The organism is Streptosporangium sp. NPDC001559 (assembly GCF_042893955.1).
Taxonomy (GTDB): domain Bacteria; phylum Actinomycetota; class Actinomycetes; order Streptosporangiales; family Streptosporangiaceae; genus Streptosporangium.
The window spans coordinates 1-16792 of sequence record NZ_JBIAVG010000033.1 but is presented as its reverse complement, the minus strand read 5'-3'; the positions used below and the strand labels follow the sequence as shown (position 1 = coordinate 16792).

19 protein-coding genes are annotated in these 16792 nt (G+C 69.6%); 9 read left to right on the top strand and 10 right to left on the bottom strand.

Translation table 11 applies throughout. The features are described 5' to 3' along the window. Positions 1 to 19 precede the first annotated feature (19 nt). The 5 genes from ACFYY8_RS41495 (at position 20) to ACFYY8_RS41475 (ending at position 3930) form a co-directional block, all read left to right on the top strand. Positions 20 to 469: a hypothetical protein gene (locus tag ACFYY8_RS41495; RefSeq protein WP_390050587.1), complete on the top strand. Its 450-nt coding sequence runs from the start codon at positions 20 to 22 to the stop codon at positions 467 to 469. A gap of 1196 nt (positions 470 to 1665) precedes the next feature. Beyond that, a complete protein-coding gene (locus tag ACFYY8_RS41490; RefSeq protein WP_390050586.1) occupies positions 1666 to 1851 on the top strand; it encodes a hypothetical protein in 186 nt (61 codons plus the stop codon). Beyond that, on the top strand, positions 1848 to 2591 hold the full coding sequence (locus ACFYY8_RS41485; protein WP_390050585.1) for a restriction endonuclease: 744 nt from the start codon (positions 1848 to 1850) through the stop codon (positions 2589 to 2591). Before ACFYY8_RS41490 ends, ACFYY8_RS41485 begins: the two co-directional genes overlap by 4 nt. A 128-nt stretch (positions 2592 to 2719) precedes the next feature. After that, on the top strand, positions 2720 to 3451 hold the full coding sequence (locus tag ACFYY8_RS41480; RefSeq protein WP_390050584.1) for a sensor domain-containing protein: 732 nt from the start codon (positions 2720 to 2722) through the stop codon (positions 3449 to 3451). Continuing rightward, complete coding sequence (locus tag ACFYY8_RS41475; RefSeq protein WP_390050600.1) at positions 3340 to 3930, top strand: sensor histidine kinase; 591 nt, start codon at positions 3340 to 3342, stop codon at positions 3928 to 3930. The genes ACFYY8_RS41480 and ACFYY8_RS41475 overlap by 112 nt, the downstream gene beginning before the upstream one ends. Before the next feature lie 117 nt (positions 3931 to 4047). On the opposite strand, the gene ACFYY8_RS41470 is transcribed toward ACFYY8_RS41475, so the two are convergent. Continuing rightward, complete coding sequence (locus ACFYY8_RS41470; RefSeq protein ID WP_390050583.1) at positions 4048 to 4980, bottom strand: helix-turn-helix transcriptional regulator; 933 nt, start codon at positions 4978 to 4980, stop codon at positions 4048 to 4050. Between the two features lie 91 nt (positions 4981 to 5071). Between ACFYY8_RS41470 and ACFYY8_RS41465 the strand changes: the two genes are divergently transcribed. Beyond that, entirely contained in the window at positions 5072 to 5485 is a 414-nt protein-coding gene (locus tag ACFYY8_RS41465) for a VOC family protein (RefSeq protein ID WP_390050582.1), read from the top strand. A gap of 226 nt (positions 5486 to 5711) precedes the next feature. Here the strand turns inward: ACFYY8_RS41465 and ACFYY8_RS41460 are convergent, their stop codons facing one another. The 6 genes from ACFYY8_RS41460 to ACFYY8_RS41435 all read right to left on the bottom strand — a co-directional run bounded on the left by ACFYY8_RS41460 (position 5712) and on the right by ACFYY8_RS41435 (position 11012). Then, on the bottom strand, positions 5712 to 6494 hold the full coding sequence (locus ACFYY8_RS41460) for an SDR family NAD(P)-dependent oxidoreductase (RefSeq protein WP_390050581.1): 783 nt from the start codon (positions 6492 to 6494) through the stop codon (positions 5712 to 5714). Then, positions 6491 to 7309 carry a helix-turn-helix transcriptional regulator gene (locus ACFYY8_RS41455; protein ID WP_390050580.1) on the bottom strand — a complete coding sequence of 273 codons (819 nt, stop codon included), beginning with the start codon at positions 7307 to 7309 and terminating at the stop codon, positions 6491 to 6493. Before ACFYY8_RS41455 ends, ACFYY8_RS41460 begins: the two co-directional genes overlap by 4 nt. Positions 7310 to 7552: 243 nt before the next feature. Further along, positions 7553 to 8791 (bottom strand): RNA polymerase sigma factor, encoded by a 1239-nt coding sequence (locus tag ACFYY8_RS41450; protein ID WP_390050579.1) that lies wholly within the window; start codon positions 8789 to 8791, stop codon positions 7553 to 7555. After that, on the bottom strand, positions 8788 to 9111 hold the full coding sequence (locus tag ACFYY8_RS41445) for a YciI family protein (RefSeq protein ID WP_390050578.1): 324 nt from the start codon (positions 9109 to 9111) through the stop codon (positions 8788 to 8790). The genes ACFYY8_RS41450 and ACFYY8_RS41445 overlap by 4 nt, the downstream gene beginning before the upstream one ends. Positions 9112 to 9164: 53 nt before the next feature. Beyond that, positions 9165 to 9785, bottom strand: coding sequence for a dihydrofolate reductase family protein (locus tag ACFYY8_RS41440; RefSeq protein ID WP_390050577.1), 621 nt, complete (start codon positions 9783 to 9785; stop codon positions 9165 to 9167). A gap of 333 nt (positions 9786 to 10118) precedes the next feature. Beyond that, complete coding sequence (locus tag ACFYY8_RS41435; protein WP_390050576.1) at positions 10119 to 11012, bottom strand: helix-turn-helix domain-containing protein; 894 nt, start codon at positions 11010 to 11012, stop codon at positions 10119 to 10121. A gap of 77 nt (positions 11013 to 11089) precedes the next feature. Here ACFYY8_RS41435 and ACFYY8_RS41430 point away from each other — a divergent pair, with 77 nt between their 5' ends. Beyond that, positions 11090 to 11929 (top strand): alpha/beta fold hydrolase, encoded by an 840-nt coding sequence (locus ACFYY8_RS41430; RefSeq protein WP_390050575.1) that lies wholly within the window; start codon positions 11090 to 11092, stop codon positions 11927 to 11929. 14 nt (positions 11930 to 11943) lie between these two features. Then, positions 11944 to 13209, top strand: a complete 1266-nt coding sequence (locus ACFYY8_RS41425; RefSeq protein ID WP_390050574.1) for an FAD-dependent monooxygenase — start codon at positions 11944 to 11946, stop codon at positions 13207 to 13209. A 254-nt stretch (positions 13210 to 13463) separates the two neighbouring features. On the opposite strand, the gene ACFYY8_RS41420 is transcribed toward ACFYY8_RS41425, so the two are convergent. Genes ACFYY8_RS41420 through ACFYY8_RS41410 form a run of 3 tightly spaced genes read right to left on the bottom strand, consistent with a single transcriptional unit; the run spans position 13464 to position 15727 of the window. Then, positions 13464 to 13949, bottom strand: coding sequence for a nitroreductase family deazaflavin-dependent oxidoreductase (locus tag ACFYY8_RS41420; protein WP_390050573.1), 486 nt, complete (start codon positions 13947 to 13949; stop codon positions 13464 to 13466). 3 nt (positions 13950 to 13952) lie between these two features. Next, a complete protein-coding gene (locus ACFYY8_RS41415) occupies positions 13953 to 15137 on the bottom strand; it encodes an FAD-dependent monooxygenase (protein ID WP_390050572.1) in 1185 nt (394 codons plus the stop codon). After that, positions 15134 to 15727, bottom strand: a complete 594-nt coding sequence (locus tag ACFYY8_RS41410) for a TetR/AcrR family transcriptional regulator (protein ID WP_390050571.1) — start codon at positions 15725 to 15727, stop codon at positions 15134 to 15136. Before ACFYY8_RS41410 ends, ACFYY8_RS41415 begins: the two co-directional genes overlap by 4 nt. 266 nt (positions 15728 to 15993) lie before the next feature. Between ACFYY8_RS41410 and ACFYY8_RS41405 the strand changes: the two genes are divergently transcribed. After that, a complete protein-coding gene (locus ACFYY8_RS41405) occupies positions 15994 to 16659 on the top strand; it encodes a maleylpyruvate isomerase family mycothiol-dependent enzyme (RefSeq protein ID WP_390050570.1) in 666 nt (221 codons plus the stop codon). Positions 16660 to 16792: the final 133 nt, after the last annotated feature.

Here is a 16792-nt window from a genome sequence, read left to right as displayed (position 1 = left end):
GGCATGGCAGGCTGGCCGGGTGAAACGTCGCTCGCTTGCCGCGGTGCTCGGCTGGGTGGCGGTCGCCTGCGCCATGACCGCGACCACCACCTGGGCGATCACCCTGCTGGGGCAGGGATTGAGCCGGCAGGTCGTCTCCCCGATGAGCCACGCCGAGATCACCCAGGCGCTCGCCGCGGCCACGGCGGCCGGAGAGACGGGTGGTCCGGCCTCTCCCTCCGAGGCCGGGGGAGTCAGCCGGGCCTTCACCACCCCCGGAGGGTCCGTCGTCGGCACCTGCGCGACCGGCCAGGCGTCCCTGCTCGCGTGGAGTCCGGCGCAGGGGTACGCCACCGACGATGTGAGCGAGGGACCGGGGCCCTACGCCTCGCTGGAGTTCGAATCCGAGAACGACAAGATCACCGTCAGGATCACCTGCGTCCGGGGCGCTCCCACGATGACCCTCAAGGAGGACAGGGACCGCGACTGAGACCACGGCCTGGCGGCCGTTCGTGAACGCGTTTCTTGTGAATCGTGAGGGTCGTTCCAGCGGATGGTCCTGCCAACGTCGACGGTCGTGTGATCCTGGCGACAACTGGATAAATCTCCTCGAAGCGCCGCTCCGGCTCGTGGGCCGCCCTTTCGGGAGGGTGACGGAGACAGCGTCCTCACGTTCTCCATGAATCGTGACGAGCCCGGGATCCGTGGATTCCGTCGCGGAAACGGCCGGAAATCTTTTGCTGCTGAGTTCCAATATTACCTGGAAAACCGTAAAAAGATAGTGAAACCGTGATGCCCGGTGAGCATGAGATCCGATGATTGATTCAGTGGTTTTCAAGAAACGCCGGTGATACCGTCACACACCTTCTCTGGAAATGGCAGGCGCGGTCACCCTTGAGGACCCGCCCATGACGCCCTGCAAAACGTTGGCGTCTAATGTAGTTCTGCGAATCGATCAGCCAACCACCAAGCATCGCCGACACGGATCTAACCCGAACCCACCCTCCATCAACCCATGAAGATACTTATAATTTTCGCCAATCCGTAAAGGAGCAAGCCCCGTCCGTCATCTTTATGTACTTCAGGCTTTCGACTCCGTCGCCAAGCATCCGCATGCCCCAGCCCAGCCCGAAGGCTCGTGGGTCTTTAGGCGGCGTAGGGTCCGATGTCACCTCACACGAATCCCCGTCTGCGCCCGCCCGGGCCCTCCGGGGGGTGAGAGGTTGCTGCGTGGCCGGCGATGGAGGGGAACGCCGCCACGCGAGGAGAAAGATCTCCGATGTGGAGCCTCCACATCGGAGGCGCCCTTTCCGCCGATGAGAGCAAGTGGCAGGGGCAGGGATGGCGCAGAGGTGTCGAGGAGCTCAACCCGGTGGTCGTGAACTTCGTTCCGTGTAGTGACCGTTCGATGGTTCCGGCGTCGTACCCTCTATCACCTTTCTGTCATGTTGAGAAGGGGATAGATCACTCCCCAAAAGGGAACGGATTTATTATTCCCTAGTTCCCGAGTGGATTGCCGATCTGGGGGCTTTTATCGGCGGCTCGTGTTTATATCTCCCATAGGCCGACGTGCCGCAAACATCATCGGTTTACCTTCAGGGAGTTGTTATGCCTCCAGGCAAGTACTATCGGCGGGGACATTGGGTCAGCAGGCCGAGGCCGAAAAGCGCGCAGGTGTCCGGATGGATGGTTCTGGCAGTCCTCGCCGCCCTGGTGTGGTTCGCCACCCTGGGGTCCGGCACGGACGAGAACACGCCGCAGAAGCCGTCGCAGATCTCGAAGACCGTGCCTCCCGCCCAGGCCCCGGCAGCCGAGCAGCCCGCGGACCCGGCTGACGAGCTTCCGCCGCCAGAGCCGACCGGAGCGCCGTGAGCCGCTGGATACTTCCCGCGCGTCTTCCCCGGCCACGGCTGCCGGCCAACCCGGTGGAATGGTGTGCCGCCGTGGTGGTCGCGGTGGTCGCAGGTTCCTTCGTGATCCGGGGAGTTCAGCTCGCCGCCGACCTGATCCTCGGCCGTTGGTACATCGGCATCCCGGTCGGAGCCGGTGCTCTCGTGGCGATCATGATGTGGGCGCGGTGGGGCGTCGCCGCTCTCCGTCGCCGGTCCGATCGTCTACACGGGGTGCGGTTGGCGCTGCCCACGCTGGACATGATGTCCCCCACCGCTTTCGAGTGGGCGGTACGCGACCTCATGGCGCGCGACGGCATCGCCGCCCGGCATGTAGGACAGCGGGGAGACAAGGTGGCCGACGTCATCGGCCGTGATCGCGGCGGATACGTCATCGTCGCCCAGTGCAAACACACCACCACCGCGGCCAAGGTCGGAGCCCGGGTCATCTACGAGGTCAACGGGACCGCTCATCCCGTGCACGGGGCGGACGTCGCGGTGGTGGTCACCAACGGCTCCTTCACCCGCGGCGCGCGGCGGACCGCCGACGACTTCCGGATCCATCTGATCGGCAGGGAGGAACTGCACCGCTGGGCCAGCGGGGCGGTGTCCCTGCAGGGGCTGCTGGGGCTGACCACACCACTGCGGCGCTGGCAACGCCTGCGCCGTACTCCCTCCCTCCTGATCCGTCACACCTCCACACCGAAACGCGCTCAGCGGTAGGCCTTTGCGAGCGATTCAGCACGGGACGATGCCCTGACCAGGGGTATCGGCTCTGCCGGGCAGAGCCGGAGACAGCCCGGTGTCACGGGCGATTCGTGCTACCTGCACCACCATGCAGAATGTCGCCCATGAACGTCCTGACGGCCACCCGGAACGCGGCGCTCTTCCTGATCGCCGGGTTGGGCACCGCGCTGCTCGCGCTGCCGCTGGCGTGGCTGGTCGTGTACACGGCGCTGCTGAGTCTGTCCGGCGTCGGCCTGCCGCTGATCACACCGGTGACGCGTCTGGTCAGGCGGCTTTCCGGGTGGCAGCGCCGCCGCCTCGGGATACCGGCTCCGCCGTACCTGCCGCTTGAGGGTCCGCTGCCGGCGCGGGTGCGCGCGGCGGTCGGCGACCCCGTCGCCCCGCGGGAGGTGCTCTGGCTCCTCGCGCACGGCGTCACCGGGATCGTCCTCGGTCTTCTGGCGCTCGGCCTGCCCCTGACCGCGCTCAACGCCGCGACCCTGCCGTTGTGGTGGTCGCTGCCGCCGGGCGACCCGCCGTCGGTGCTCTGGTATCCGATCGACTCATGGCCTCTCGCCCTGACCGGACCGGTCGTCGCCGCGGGATACGTGGGCGTGGCCTGCCTGGTGTTGCCCTCCGCCGCCGGCCTGTCCGAACGGCTCAGCCGTCGTCTGCTCAAACCCGTGGGCCGGGTACGGCTGGCGCAGCAGGTGGCGATGCTGACCGCGGCCAGGAGCTCAGGCGCATCGAGCGCACCCTCCACGACGGCACCCAGAACCGGCTGGTCGCGCTCGTCATGCACCTGGGCATGCTCGAACGGGCTCTGGCCGACGCCCCGGAGAGCACCCGGCGGCTGACCGAGCGGGCGCAGGAGGCTGCCTCCGACGCGTTAGCCAACCTGCGCGACGCCATCCGGGCGATCCATCCGCCCGTCCTCACCGAACACGGGCTCGACGGCGCGCTCGTCGCGCTGGCCGCGCGCAGTCCCGTTCCCTGTACCGTCGAGATCGCCGATTTCCCCCGTCTGCCGGCGGCGGTCGAGGCGGCGGCCTACTTCACCGCCGCCGAGGCGCTCACCAACGTCGCCAAGCACAGCCACGCGGAAAAGGCCGTCGCGCTCGCGCACCGCGGCCAGCGCGCCGGGGAACTCACCGCCCTTCACCAGGTCGTTCAGCGCGGCCCGCACGCCGCCCCGTTGGTCCCGTGCGGTGACGTCCGCGGCGGCCGGGCCGAGGGTTCCCAACGCGAGGGCCAGAACCACCGCGGTGCCCGCCCGGGCGGGTCGGGAGAGAACGACGGGATGATGGGACATGGGGAGACTCCCTTGACAACGTGATCGTGACGTCACCAAGGATGTCGGCGGGACCGGTCCATGATCGATCCCACGCGTGGGTGTTTCCGCGTTACCACAAGCACCACCATCGGTTCCGCCGTGTGTCCGGCCGTGAGAGGGCTAACGTTCCTGCCGGCCGTACAGCGTGGTGAGCTGGACGGCCAGTTTCGCCAGCTCGTCCTGGACGGACCGCGGTTCCTCCACGACGACGAGGTCGCCCCAGCCCGCGAGCTGGCGGGCGATGTCCAGCGCGGTCGGGGCGGTGAGCGTGACCCGGACCCTCTCACCGTGGGAGATCACCTCGCAGTGGCGGCCGAAACGGTCGCGCAGGACTCGCAGGTACCGGGCCTCGACGGTCGCGGTGGCGGTGGTCGTCGAGCGTCGTGCCTCCATCGCGGTGACGACCTCGTCCCAGGCCGCCGCGAGGTCGAAGCGCTCCGGACGCTCGGCCGGTTCCTCGGTGATCTCGGCGTCGGTGATCCGGTCGACGCGGAAGGTCCGCTGCCCGTCGGGGGTTCCGGCGATCAGATACCAGGTGTCGTCCTTGTCGACGAGGCCGAACGGTTCGATGAGGCGTTCGCGTCCGGAGTAGGTGAGGCGGGTCTTCCGGCGCCGGACCACCGCGTCCTCCAGCAGGTCGACGAGCACGGGCCGCGTACGGCGGTGCTCGCCCCAGCGTGCGGGGTCGACCACGACCGCGTCCGCCGCCGCCTCGGCCTCCTGCCGGAACGTCGTCGGCAGGGCGCGCACGAGTTTGCGCAGCGCCGCCTTGGCCTCCGGCGCGATCGCGGCGGCCGGGCCGAGCAGCAGGAACAGCGCCCTGGCCTCTGAGGCCTTGAGCCCGGACAGGTCGGTGCGGGCACCGCCGAGCAGTGCCCAGCCGCCGCCGCGTCCGGCCTGCGGGTACACGGGGATGCCCGCGGCCGACAGGGACTCCAGGTCACGGCGGGCCGTGGCGACCGAAACCTCCATCTCGGCGGCGATCTCCGCCGCGGTCACCCGGCCACGTGACTGCATCAGCAACAGGACGGCCACCAGACGATCTGCTCTCATGCTTCGATCCTGCCAATAAAAGTGCTCATTCGATGAGTACTTTGGCTGACAGGATCGATCTCACAAGCCACCGAGCGGAAGGCAGCAGGACATGCTTCGCGGACTTACCACCATCAGCTTCTACGCCCACGACGTCGCCGCCGCCCGTGACTGGTACGCCGAGTTCCTCGGGACGGAGGCCTACTTCCAGCGGCCGGAGCAGGGCGAGCCGGTCTACGTGGAGTTCCGGGTGGGCGACTACCAGCACGAGCTGGGCGTCATCGACGCGCGTTTCGCCCCGCAGGGCTGGAGCGCCGAGAGCGGCGGGGCGATCGTCTACTGGGCCGTGGACGACCTGGAGGCGACCTGGGAGCGGCTGCTGGAGATGGGGGCCGTCCCGTTCGACAAGCCGACCGAGCGCGGCCCCGGGTTCGTCACCGCCTCGGTGCGCGACCCGTTCGGCAACATCCTCGGCATCATGATCAACAACCACTACATGAACGTCCTCGAGAGCCGGAAGGGCTGACGACCATCCCCACCGGCCGATCGCGTGACCTTCCATACCGCGCCGGACATGATGGGGTGACGCGCCGGCCTCTGCCGGAGGGCTGGGAGATCGGCACCAAGGACGTCGCTCATCAGCCGGTTCGGCCTGTACGCGACCGACGTGCTACGTCCGCGTCCCGACGACTTCTACCCCGACCTGCCCGAGGCGGCGTAGCGGTGGGCCTGCCACGACTGTCGTACGGCTGTCAAAGGCGCAGCCCGAGAGGTGCCGCTCCCACGAGGCCGCCGTCGATGACGAGGTCCTGACCGGTGATGTACGACGCGTCGTCCGAGACCAGGAAGGCGACGGCAGCGGCGACATCGTCCGGATGGCCGAGCGAGCCGAGCGGCACCTCCGCCAGGATGCGGGCCTCCGAGTCGGGGTCGATGGCGGACCGGTACATCTCGGTCTCGATGTAGCCGGGGCTGACGGAGTTGACGCGGATGCCACGCGGCGCGAGGTCGGTGCCGAGCGTGCGGGCGAGATTGTGCACGGCGGCCTTGCTGGCGGCGTAGACCGAGGCCGCTGGGAGGCCGCGGTGCAGGGTCCAGGATGCGTTGATGACGACGGCGCCTCCGTCGCCCATCAGCGGCAGCGCCTTTTGGATCGTGAAGAACACTCCCTTGAAGTTGATTCCGACGGTGTGATCGAAGTCCTTCGGAGTGAAATCCGGCCTGAAGTCCGCGATACCGGCATTGGCGAAGACCGCGTCGAGAGCACCGCGCCAGGTCTCGACGCGCCGCACGAGGAGATCGAGATCGGCGTCGACGCTGACGTCCGCGCGGACAGGCAGGACCCGCCCGGAGCCCAGGCGTTCTGCCGCGGTGTCGAGGCGGACCTGGTCGCGACCGGTGATGACGACGTACGCGCCCTCGTCGAGGAGTCTGCGCGCGGTCGCGAAGCCGATGCCGCTGGTGCCGCCGGTGATCAAAACTGTTTTGTTCGTGAATCGCTTCATGCTGACGATCCTCGAGCGGCGCGAGCTCACGTGGCAGTGTTGGCTGAACCTGGGTCTGACACCACCACCAAGCGCTCCAGCAGGGCCTCCGTTCCCGTCCCGGGCGCGGGCGTGTGCAGCGACAGCCGGTGGCCGGGCAGTTCGGGCAGCGGCAGGGTGGTGGCCTCGAAGGTCAGCGTCCCCAGGCCGGGAATCTCCAGGGCCTTGGTGCCGTGAGTGGGGCCGCCCACGGGGAGCTCCGCCCAGATCTCGGCGAACGCAGGGCTCGCGCCGCACATGTCCGCGGCCAGGCGGCCGAATTCGGGATCGTCCGGATAACGGGCGGCGTCCGCCCGGAACAGGCCGATCATCGCTCGCGCCGCGTCGTGCCAGTCCACGACTGCCGCACGGTAGCGGGCGTTGGTGAACAAGCTGACCAGGCAGTTGTGGTCGTACTCGTTGCACTGGAACACGATCTCCGTCGCGCGGTTGACCGCGAGGACGTTCCAGTACCGGTCGATGACGTACGCGGGCCGCGGCAGCCAGCCCTCCAGGAGCCGCCGCACGGCATCGGGGACCCGGCCTTCGGACGGCGCCGCCTGCGGCGGATTGAGGCCGGCGAGGAGGTACAGGTGCTCGCGCTCGGCGGGCTCCAGGCGCAGCACCCTGGCGATGGCGTCCAGGACGTCGGCGGAGACGTTGATGTCGCGCCCCTGCTCGAGCCAGGTGTACCAGGACACTCCCACGCCGGCGAGCACCGCCACCTCCTCCCGCCGGAGCCCGGGCGTACGGCGGCCCTCGCCTGCCGGCATGCCCACGTCGGCGGGTGTCACCCGGGCTCGCCGTGACCGGAGGAATGCGCGCATCTCGGAACTGCGCCGCTGCCGCGCATTTGTGGAGAGCCGGGAAATGCCCATCAGGTCATGCTATGTCGTGATTAACAGACCTCGTCTGTACGGCGCGCTCACACGTGTCGCCGCTTGGGAACGCTGCCGGCCGAGCCGCCTCGTGTGCGAGCGCGCTGTGCCGCGGCGTTTTCTGGATAGAGGTTTCCGGACGGTGTCGTGCCTGGTCGTCAGGGCGTGCGGGCTACCCCCCCTCTGCGGGCGCTACCGCAGTTGGTCGCGGCGGCGGGTCAGGGAGGCGGTCTCGGCGGTGTTACCCGCCAGGCCGATGGCCTTGTCGTAGGCCGCGCGAGACTCCCGGCCACGGCCCAGCCGGCGCAGCAGGTCGGCGCGGGTGGCGTGGTAGGCGTGATAGCCGGCCAGCCTGTGCTCAAGACGGTCGACGATCGCCAGCGCCACCTCCGGGCCGTCGAGCTCGGCGACCGCGATGGCCCGGTTGAGGGAGACGACCGGTGAGGGGTCGAGGCGGACGAGCTGGTCGTAGAGGGCAAGGACCTGCGACCAGTCGGTGTCGCGCATGTCGCGGGCGGAGGTGTGCACGGCGTTGATCGCCGCGAGGATCTGGTAGCGACCCGGTGCCACTCCCGTGGCGGCGGCGGCGAGACGCTCGCGCACCAGCCGGTGCCCTTCGGCGATCAGCGCCGTGTCCCACGCCTCACGGTCCTGCTCGTCGAGAGCGACCAGTTCACCGCCGGCCGAGACCCGGGCGGGACGGCGGGCCTCGATGAGGAGCATCAGCGCCAGCAGCCCGGCCACCTCACCGTCGTCCGGCAGGAGCGCACGGACCAGGCGGGTGAGCCGGATCGCCTCGGCGGTCAGGTCGTGGCGCAGGGGATCGGTGCCGGGACCGGTGGCCAGGTAACCCTCGTTGAAGACGAGGTAGAGGACGGCGAGCACACCGGAGACACGGGCCGGGAGATCCTCGGCGGACGGCACGCGATAGGGGATGCGGGCCGCCTTGATCTTGGCCTTCGCACGGGTGATCCGCTGCCCCATGGCGCTCTCCGTCACCAGGAAGGCGCGGGAGATCTCGGACATGGTCAGACCGGCGACCATGCGCAGCGTCAGCGCCACGCGGGTCTCCATCGCCAGCGCCGGGTGGCAGCAGGTGAAGATCAGCCGCAGCCGGTCGTCGTCGATGACGCCGAGGGGCTCGGGCGGGTCGCCGTAGACCATCTGAGCCTTCCTGTGCTTGTCGTCGCGCTTGTTCTCGCGCCGGAGCCGGTCGATGGCCTGGCGGTTGGCGGTGGTGGTCAGCCAGGCCCCCGGGCTGGGAGGCACGCCGTCGGCCGGCCACCGCTGGACGGCGGTCGCGAACGCCTCGGCGGCCGCCTCCTCGGCGATGTCGAGGTCACCGAAGCGCCTGGTCAGGGAGGCGACCACCCGTGCCCATTCCTCACGGTGGGCCTGGGTGATCGCCTCACGGACGTCGATCCCGTTCACAGGAATGGCCGCACCTCGACCTTCCGGTTGCAGGCCTTCGACCCCTCGGCCGCCAGCTTGAGCGCCACGTCGAGGTCGGTCGCCTCGATGATCCAGAAGCCGGCGAGATACTCCTTGGACTCCAGAAAGGGCCCGTCGGTGACCATCTCCTCGCCACCCCGGTTGTCGATGACGGTGGCCGTACCGGGCGAGGCGAGGCCCCCGGCGAAAACCCAGTGGCCGTCGGCCTGGAGGTGGTCGTTGAACACGTCGATCGCGGCGTCCTCGTCCGGGGTGGCGAGGACGGCCTGGTCGTGGATCACGGAAACCAGGTATCGCATCTGAAGATCGTCTCCTGTGGTGTCGGGGCTGTGCGGTGTACTGGCCGGGAACCTCAAGGCGTCGCGTACCGCGGGCGTCCGGCGGGCCGGTAGACCTGGATCGCCACGCCCTTGGAGTCGACCCGTGACTCGACAAGGTCGAGCGCGAGATCCGGGCCGACCTCCGGGAACAACCGCGCGCCCTGCCCGAGAACCACGGGGACGACGATCAGGGTCATCTCGTCGACCAGGTCGTTCTCCAGCAGCCAGCGGGTCAGAACACCGCTGCCGTGCACCTGCAGCTCACCTCCCGGTTCGGCCTTCAGGTCCGCGATGGCGCTCGCGAGGTCGTCGGACAGGACGGTGGTGCCCGGCCACGCCGGATCGGTGAGCGTGGTCGACGCCACGTACTTGGGCCGTGCGTTCAACGCCCGCACGACAGCCTCCCAGGCAGGGGCGTCCTGAACCGTCATGGTCCCCCACGAGGCGGCGAACAGCTCGTAGGTCCGCCGCCCGAACAGGAACGCGTCGGCGCGCTGGTAGGTCTGTTTGATGAACGCGTGAGTCTCGTCGTCCCCCTTGCCCAGGGCCCATCCACCGCGCTCGAACCCGTTCCTGCGGTCCTCGTCCGACGCACCGCCGTTGCCCTGCATCACTCCGTCGATGGTGACCTGAGTCATGGTCGTCAGCTTCATGATCGCGGTTCCCCTGCCCTGACTTGTCTTGGCGCCGTCCCGTATGAACGGCCTTACCCCTGCTACGAACACCACCGCCCCGATCCGACACCGCCTCGGGGATTTCTTCGAAGAACTTTCCGGAACGCCGGTCGCCCGCGATCCGACAACACGGCTTCCTCAGGCACGCGGGGTGTCTGGGCGCGGAAGCCGACGACGCGCTGGATCCGCCGCTGAGGCCGAGCCCAGGTCACGCGAGGCGGCCTCGGCGACGAAGGCGCTTGTGCCGCCGGTGGAGGTGCGGAGGACGACCGAGCCGATCACCGGCTCACGGCGGCCGCCGGTTCACCACCGTCAGGCGTCCTGCGGACGGTGACCGAGCAGGAGATCCCTGGAGAGGTGCGGCCTGGCGGGCGCTTCGCGGCCGGGCCATGCGATGTCGTCAACGGCGAGGAACGGCTCGCCGGCCACGGCCGCGGGGGTCGCTCCGGTGAACGCCATGACATCACGATGCAGATGGGACTGGTCGGCGTAGCCGGCGTCGGCCGCGACCTGGGCCGCGCCTTCACCCGCGACCAGGCGGTGGGCGGCATGGTCGAAGCGGACCAGCTTCACGGCGCGCTTGGGCGGCAGGCCGAGTTGCGACCGGAACCGGGACCACAGCCGCTTACGGCTCCATCCGACCTCGGCCGCGAGTCCGTCGACCCGGGTCAGACCACGGCTGCCGACGATCCGGTGCCAGGCCCAGGCCACCTCAGGATCCACCGGAGGCCCCGACTCGTATCGGCGGGCGAGCAGCGCGTCCGTCAACGCGAAGCGATCCTGCCACGACGGGACATCGCACAGTCGCTCGCGGATCCGTGACGCCTCCCGGCCCCACAGGTCGTCCAGGGACACGACGGCGCCGTCGAGGTCGGCGGGGGAGACACCCAGAACGGCACCCGCGATCACCGGGGACAGGCGTACCTGCACGCACTCGACGTTCTCTCCCCGCGCCCGGACCGCGCCTCCGGACCCCAGCCCGGGCCCGGCGACGACGCTGCCCCGCTGCTGCTGCCCCGCGGCACCGTCGAGGACCGGCGAACCGGCGCCGAACTCCAGGAGCAGCGTCACGGCCGGGTGCGGGACCATCCGGAGCGTGTCCAGGTCACGGACACGGAACCCGGCCATGGTGACACCGGCCACCCGGCTGGGCCGCCGCGGGCACGCGACGTCCCAGACAGCCGCACCATGCACGAACGTACGCACCGCCCCATGCTACGAGAGCCGGTTGAGGGGAACATTCGTCCAATCCACCGGCCCGTACCGGCGGAGACAGTGGGCCCATGACTGTTTCCGACGGCCGGCCGTACGCGAACGACGGCGCCGAGAGCTCGACCCTGTCGCTGGACGACTGCGACATCCACGTGTGCCAGGACGGCCCCCGCGACGCCCCCGCGCTCCTGCTCATCCACGGGTCCGCGTCCTCGACCCGCTCGTGGGACCCGATGGTTCCGCTGCTGACAGGGTCCCACCGCGTCATCCGGATCGACCTGCTCGGGCACGGCCTGTCGGCCAAACCGGCCGACCGCGGCTACGCGATCCCGGACCAGGCACGCCGGGCCGGCGCGGCACTGGACCGGCTCGGCGTCGAGCACGCCGTGGTCGTCGGCCATTCCAGCGGCGGTGTGGTCGCCACCGCCCTCGCCGAACAGCGGCCCGACCTGGTGACCGCCCTCGTACTCGTCAACACCGGACCCAGCCTGGACGCCTTCATCGCATCGGAGCCCGTCACGATCGACCCCTCGCGGTGGCCGCCGACCGACGAGCGGCTCCGCCGGTTCGCGAGCACCGGTTTCAGCCGCGCGGGCTACCGGATCCCGGAGGAGCTCCTGGACGAGGTGCGCGGTATGACCTACCACACGTTCACCGAGACGATGCGGGCCACCCGCTCCTACATGGAGCAGCGGGCGCTGCCGGATCGGCTGGCCGTCCTGGGCAAACCGCTGCTGGTGATCTTCGGCGAGGACGACCGCAGATGGCGGTCCTCATCCGCCTCCGGCTACGACGTCGTTCCGGGCGCGAAGGTCGAGTTGCTGCCCGGTCTAGGGCACTCGCCCCTGATTGAGGATCCGCCGCGGACCGCCGCCTCCCTGCTGGCCTTCACCGTACGAGTGACCGGATGAGAAGGAGGGGCGCCATGCGGATTCTCATCTCCGGCGCGAGTGTCGCCGGTCCGGTGCTGGCGTACTGGCTCACCAGGCACGGCTTCTCCGTCACCGTCGTCGAGCGTGCGCCGGCTCTGCGCAAGACCGGCGGCCACGCGGTCGACCTTTTCCTGCCCGCGGTGCACATCTCGGAGAAGATGGGCGTGCTCCCGCGCGTCGAGGAGCGGGCCACCGGCGCGAACCGGATGGTCGTCCACCGGGAGGGCGCACGACGTCCCGTCCGGGTGGACCTCTCCAGGATCTTCGGCGTCACCTCCGACCGGCACGTCGAGATCATGCGCGACGACCTGAGCGAGATCTACCACGACGCCGCACGTGACGACGTCGAGTATGTCTTCGGCGACTCGATCACCGCGATCTCGCCGGACGGCGAGGTGCGGTTCGAGAACGCCGCGCCGCGCCGCTTCGACCTCGTCGTCGGCGCGGACGGGCTGCACTCCAACGTGCGCCGCCTCGTCTTCGGTGAAGAGTCCCGCTTCGGTGCCTTCATCGGGGCCTACCTCGGGGTGCTCACCCTGCCCGACGTCTCCGGCCTCGACGGCGAGATCCTCATCCACGTCGGCGCCGGCCGCACCGCCGGCATGTACGGCTCGCGGCGCCTCGATGGCGCTCGGGCGTTGTTCCTGTTCCGGAGCGAGCACGAGCTCGACTACCACCACCGTGACGTGCCACGGCAGAAGGAGGTGCTGCGCGATGCGTTCAAGGGCATGCACGCCGACGTGGACCGCTGGCTGGACGGGCTTGACCGCACCCCGGCGTTCTACTTCGACTCGATCACGCAGCTCCGCATGGACACCTGGACGCGGGGGAGGGTGACGCTCGTCGGCGACGCGGGCTACAGCCCCGGCCCGGCCGTAGGCGGCAGCACCAGCCTGGCCGTCGTCGGCGCGTACGTCCTGGCCGGGGAGCTGGCGCGGGCGGGCGGCGACCACGAGCGCGCCTTTCCCGCCTACGAGCGGGCGATGGCCGAGCACGTGCGCGGCAGCCACGCGGCCGCGCTGAGCGCGGCGAAGACCCTGATCCCCGCATCTCGCCTCGGCGCGCTGGGACTGGCCCAGGGTGCCCGCCTGATCTCCGCCCTGCCCGCAGGGCCCCGCCGAGCCCTCCTCCGCCTCGCCACCAAGAGCGCACGCCTCTACAACTCCATGACCGTCGACGACTACCCGCCGCCGCCCACCGCGTCAGCAGGCCGGATCCGCCTCATGGGCGACCTCGGGAACGGGCTCGAAGTGGAGTGAGAAGCCGGGGAAAAACTCAGAGGAAGAGGGAGAAGGAGCGCACCGACCCGGTGGTGAGCCCCGGCGCGAGCCTCTCCGCCACATCCGGTTACAGCTCGACGATCGCCGAGGCGGTGGCCGTCATGGGCCCGGCGCTCCGACGTTGGCGGTAGCAGCGGCGAAGAGCGTTGACCGGAGGCATTTCGCGGGAGTTCTTCAGGAGAGGTCGGTGAAGCGTTCGATCCGGCAGCGGCCCCCGGGCGGTCGCCGATCGATCAGCCGCCGTGGGGCTGGCGCGGGGTGAAACAGACGAAGGGGATGTGTCTGCCCGCCTCGCGGTAGTCCTCCTGGCTGCCGTCAACGGCGAAGCCCATGATCTTGCAGAGCCGACGGGCCGCGGCGGGGTGGCGGGGCGCGTACCGGGCCATGATCTCGGCCCCCGCCTCGGTCTCGACGGGAGTGGCCGTCACCTGGAGAACATGGCCGCCGACCTGGACCGTCACTTCGGGAGTGGCCATGACGTTGCGGTACCAGTCGGCCTTGACTCCGAACCCGGAGGCGGCGAAGTAGCCGTGCTCGTCGTGATGGACGACCTCGATGACGGCCTGGCGGCGACGTCCTGAGACCCGTCCGGTGTGGGTGAGCAGCATGACGCGGTGGCCCATCAGCGGCCCCAGACCCACCCGGTACAGCAGGATGGGCAGCCGCCACAGCCTGCGGCGCATCCCGGTCGGCGGGGCGGGCCTGTTGACGATCTTCATGATTCAGCCTCTTTCGAATTCGACGGTGGCAGGGGGCAGAAAACTGTCCGCGCCGAACTGCCGGCGCAGGACAGGTGCGAACAGATGACGTGTGATGAGCCGGTTGGCCAGGCTCTGGGCCGTCAGCCCGGCTCGGGTGGCGGGCAGCAGCATCCGGGCGAACAGCAGCGCGTTGCGCTGGCGACGCCGTACCTGGGGACGCATCTGCGCCTGGTAGCGGGCGAAGGCACTTTCGTGACCGGGCTCGGACGCCAGTGCCTCGGCCAGCACGTACGCCCCGGCCATCGCCATGGAAACGCCCTGGGCCGAGACCATGGTCATGCAGCCGCACGCGTCGCCGACCAGGGCGACCCGGCCTCGATGCCAGGTGGGCATCACGACCTGGGCCATCGTGTCCATGAAGATGGACTCCCCCGCAGGGGCGTCGTCCAGCAACGACCGCGTGAGCCAGCCCGCGCCGTCGAACCGCGCCCGCAGCAGGTCCAGGCGCCGCTCACGCGGGACGCTCTCGCCGTACGACGAGCGGAACAACAGCAGGGTGACCAGGCGACCGGACTCACCATCGGGATAGACGACGACCTGACGTCCCGGCTCGGTGTAGTGGGCGCGTACCCGGCCCCAGCCGTAGCGGTCGGTCACCGGATAGGAGGCCAGACGGCAGCCGAGGTGACGGACGAACCGCTCCTCATGGCCGAAGACGAGCTCCCGGGTCCGTGAGTGGATGCCGTCGGCCCCCACCAGCAGGTCGAACCGTTCCCTGCCACCGCCCGTGAAGCCGACCTCGACGGCCGTGCCGGTGTCGCGGACCTCGGCGAGGCTCTCCCCGAAGCGGATCTCCACCTCGGCGGCGACGGCGTCGAGCAGGGCGCCCTCCAGCGTGGAGTGCATCAGCGGCAGGTGTGGCCCCCGGATGATCCGCTCCAGCAGCTCCGGCGTCAGACCGGCCTGGGAACGTCCTGAGGCGTCGACGAACTCGACCGCGTCGACCGGCAGCCGGTGCGGGGTCAGCCGGTCGAGGAGGCCCATGCGGGTGGCCACGTCGTGTCCGGTGCCGAAGAAGTCGATCCCGTAGCCGCCCAGGCGACCGTGCGGCGCGTGTTCCACCACGACGGGTTCGATGCCACGGTGCCGCAACCAGTACGCCAGCGTGAGCCCGGCGATCCCGCCCCCGCTGATGAGGACCCTCATCCGTCCTCCCCAGGCAGCAGTCGCTCGGTCACGGCCAGCGCCTCGCCGACGGGAAGCTCACTGTCGATCATGTAGTGCAGCATCAGCCCGTCGATCGCGGCGACGACCAGGGTGGCGATCCCGATCGACCGGCCGGGCGGCCAGCCGGGATGCGACTCGCTCAGGCGCTCGGCGATCCGCCCGCGGGCCTGGCGTAGCTCGTCGCGCAGTACCGCGCCCAGGGTGGGGTCGCGGGTCGCTCCGACGATCAGTTCCGCGGCCAGCCGGGTGGGCCCGTCGCCCGCCGTACGGGGCAGCAGGGTCGCGATCGTGGTGAGGGCGGCCCGCTCGTCGTCGGCGCCGAGCAGTTCCTCGACGAGTGGGTTGACGATGAGGTCGGTGGCCCGCCGGAAGATCGCCGCGTGCAGGCCGGGCAGACCGCCGAAGTGGTAGTGGATCAGGCCGGGATTGGTTCCGGCACGCTCGGCCACCGCGCGTGTGGTGACGCCGGGCCACCCCTGCTCGTCCAGGAGCGCGATGCCGGTCTCCACCAGTTGCTCGCGACGCCGGTCGCCCCGCGCCGAGTTTGGTCGATCGGCCAAATTGGTCATACGGCCAACTTAACACACGTCCTTCAAAGCGCCTGCCCCGCGGAAACGGTCGGATCGCGTCGTCGGCGGCTCCTGGATCAGGGGCGGGATCTCGGGCGTTGGGATGATGCTGGGTGAACAGCTCCAGAAGGGCCTGAATCGGCAGACTGGCCGGAATCGTCGCTCATGAGCGACGATTTCGCCCCCTGGCGGGAGTCTTCACCTTCGACCGTCCTAACCGACCTGACGCGAGGACTTCTGTGACCGACGAGAAAAGGCCGTCTGACATGACTGATCCGGCATCCAAAGCACGGGGCGGTCACGTGGCCGACCTCTGGCCGCTGGTGCACGCCGAGCGAGCGGCTCTGGCGGGCGACCTGGTGGACTTGGTCGACGAGCAGTGGGCGACGCCGTCGTTGTGTGCCGGGTTGACGGTGCGGGAGGTGCTGGCGCACCTCACCGCAGGGGCGAGCCTCAACGGTGTGCGGTGGCTGGCGGGGGTGATCCGCTGCCGGTTCGACTTCGACAGGCAGGTCGCCATGCGGCTGGCCGAGCAACTGGGCGCGACCGCGGCCGAGACGCATGACAGGTTCCGCCGCGTCACCACGAGCACGACCAAGCCGCCTCTTCCGGTCATCGCGATGCTGGGTGAGACGATCGTGCACGCCGAGGACATCCGGCGGCCGCTGGGCATTCGCCATGACTACCCGATCGAGACCCTCACCCGGGTGGCCGAGTACTACCGGGGCTCGGACCTGGTCGTCGCCGCCAAGAGACGGATCGCCGGCCTGCGGCTCGTCGCCACCGACGGCCCCTTCACCACGGGCTCCGGCCCACTGGTCTCCGGCACCACCCTGGCGCTGGTGATGGCCACGACCGGACGCTCGGTGTTCTGCGACGAACTTGACGGCGACGGCGTCGAAATCCTGCGCGATCGGCGCGACATGACATGATCCGGGTTCGAAGCCGGCCCAGCCGTTGTCCCGCTGCCCTAAGGGCTTGCAGATAATTAACCCGTAGCCTTCGGAGATGCCACTCGTTGGTCTGGTATGGGCGTAGCGGCTGAGACTGAGGCGTTGCTGGCGG

Bases quoted from the DNA above. Each gene is read 5' to 3' on its own strand.
- ACFYY8_RS41490 (WP_390050586.1), top strand. From the start codon at position 1,666: ATGGTTCTGGCAGTCCTCGCCGCCCTGGTGTGGTTCGCCACCCTGGGG.
- ACFYY8_RS41480 (WP_390050584.1), top strand. From the start codon at position 2,720: ATGAACGTCCTGACGGCCACCCGGAACGCGGCGCTCTTCCTGATCGCC.
- ACFYY8_RS41470 (WP_390050583.1), bottom strand. From the start codon at position 4,980: ATGAGAGCAGATCGTCTGGTGGCCGTCCTGTTGCTGATGCAGTCACGT.
- ACFYY8_RS41465 (WP_390050582.1), top strand. From the start codon at position 5,072: ATGCTTCGCGGACTTACCACCATCAGCTTCTACGCCCACGACGTCGCC.
- ACFYY8_RS41455 (WP_390050580.1), bottom strand. From the start codon at position 7,309: ATGCGCGCATTCCTCCGGTCACGGCGAGCCCGGGTGACACCCGCCGAC.
- ACFYY8_RS41445 (WP_390050578.1), bottom strand. From the start codon at position 9,111: ATGCGATACCTGGTTTCCGTGATCCACGACCAGGCCGTCCTCGCCACC.
- ACFYY8_RS41440 (WP_390050577.1), bottom strand. From the start codon at position 9,785: ATGAAGCTGACGACCATGACTCAGGTCACCATCGACGGAGTGATGCAG.
- ACFYY8_RS41430 (WP_390050575.1), top strand. From the start codon at position 11,090: ATGACTGTTTCCGACGGCCGGCCGTACGCGAACGACGGCGCCGAGAGC.
- ACFYY8_RS41425 (WP_390050574.1), top strand. From the start codon at position 11,944: ATGCGGATTCTCATCTCCGGCGCGAGTGTCGCCGGTCCGGTGCTGGCG.
- ACFYY8_RS41420 (WP_390050573.1), bottom strand. From the start codon at position 13,949: ATGAAGATCGTCAACAGGCCCGCCCCGCCGACCGGGATGCGCCGCAGG.
- ACFYY8_RS41415 (WP_390050572.1), bottom strand. From the start codon at position 15,137: ATGAGGGTCCTCATCAGCGGGGGCGGGATCGCCGGGCTCACGCTGGCG.
- ACFYY8_RS41410 (WP_390050571.1), bottom strand. From the start codon at position 15,727: ATGACCAATTTGGCCGATCGACCAAACTCGGCGCGGGGCGACCGGCGT.
- ACFYY8_RS41405 (WP_390050570.1), top strand. From the start codon at position 15,994: ATGACTGATCCGGCATCCAAAGCACGGGGCGGTCACGTGGCCGACCTC.